This window comes from Oleiphilus sp. HI0061 (assembly GCF_001635675.1).
In genome coordinates this window covers 1-1,156 of record NZ_LWFE01000119.1, presented here as the reverse complement: position 1 = coordinate 1,156, position 1,156 = coordinate 1, and the positions used below count along the sequence as shown (strand labels likewise).

Here is a 1,156-nt window from a genome sequence, read left to right as displayed (position 1 = left end):
CCATTTGCACGGAAGTAGTCAGCCATGTTCAATTCAGTGGTGGTACCTGCCTGAATACAGGCAGATGCTCCATCGAGCTCTAATGCACTTTTAACACCTAGCTTTTTGGATACCATAAAGCCTTGGCCATCGTAGTAGTTTACACCAGCAAAGTTCAAACCTAGTGATGTGTCACGTGTATGAGTCCAAGTAGTATTACGAGACAAAATATCTACCTCGCCACTTTTTAGTGCTTCAAAGCGTTCTTTTGCAGTGAGTGGGCGATAAGTTACTTTATCTGCATCGCCTAAAACCGCTGCAGCAACCGAACGACAAACATCTACATCCAGTCCGCTCCACTGCCCTTTCTCGTCTTTTTGTGAAAAGCCCGCTAAACCGACACTCACGCCACAACTTACCATACCTTTCTTTTTTACTGCATCAAGTGTTGAACTTGCATAACTTTGTTGTGCAGTTAACCCTACTGCCACGATCGCAATACCAGCGGTCAATTTATTAAGTTTCATTATCCTAACCCCTTTATATAGTTGTATTCTCCCGTGACAGCATTACACGGTAGCATTTGAGATTAACATAGATCCAAAGCAAGATTGAACTCCTATTTCCGGATCCATTGTTATAATCGATTAAATATCACGAGTTCGTTAATTTCTGGGCAAGCCTTTTAATTCTGCATAATTATCCTGAATCATTTTTGCATCTGCACTGGCCCGATGACGCGCCAGACCTGCTAATTCAATAACTTTGTCGTGGACGGGTGTCCATTGTTCTCGTTCTTCCTGGCTAAGCAATGAGAGTAAAGATTCAATTCGAAAGGCTTGTATACATTCAGCTTTATCAAATAACTGACCCAGCCAGCACATGTCATTAGCCCAGCCATCTGAATATATGGTCTGACCTGCAAGGTTGTGGTTAAGCCACTGGGCAACGCTAACAATATCTCGCCCTTTTTCTTTTAATAGCTCTTGGGATATTCCATGAAGCGCTTCGGCGTCCCGGTTCTATTTCGTCCAATGAGCTAATGGTTTTATCAGGGTACAGCCCGTTTCTCCCTTACCTGAAATAAAACCTACTTCGATTGGATAAGAGCCCTTTCCTAAGCCTGAAGCTTCAATATCTATTATTGTTGGTAAACTCATAACTACCTTTCTAGTGT

2 protein-coding genes are annotated in these 1,156 nt (G+C 42.6%); both read right to left on the bottom strand.

Annotated features, from left to right (window positions below; all coding sequences use genetic code 11):
- A partial coding sequence (locus A3735_RS01505; protein WP_156499309.1) for a transporter substrate-binding domain-containing protein occupies positions 1 to 506 on the bottom strand: 506 nt, incomplete at its 3' end.
- Positions 507 to 644: 138 nt separating this feature from the next.
- Positions 645 to 863: a hypothetical protein gene (locus A3735_RS28635; RefSeq protein WP_082885763.1), complete on the bottom strand. Its 219-nt coding sequence runs from the start codon at positions 861 to 863 to the stop codon at positions 645 to 647.
- Between the last annotated feature and the right edge of the window lie 293 nt (positions 864 to 1,156).

Bases quoted from the DNA above. Each gene is read 5' to 3' on its own strand.
- A3735_RS28635 (WP_082885763.1), bottom strand. From the start codon at position 863: ATGTGCTGGCTGGGTCAGTTATTTGATAAAGCTGAATGTATACAAGCC.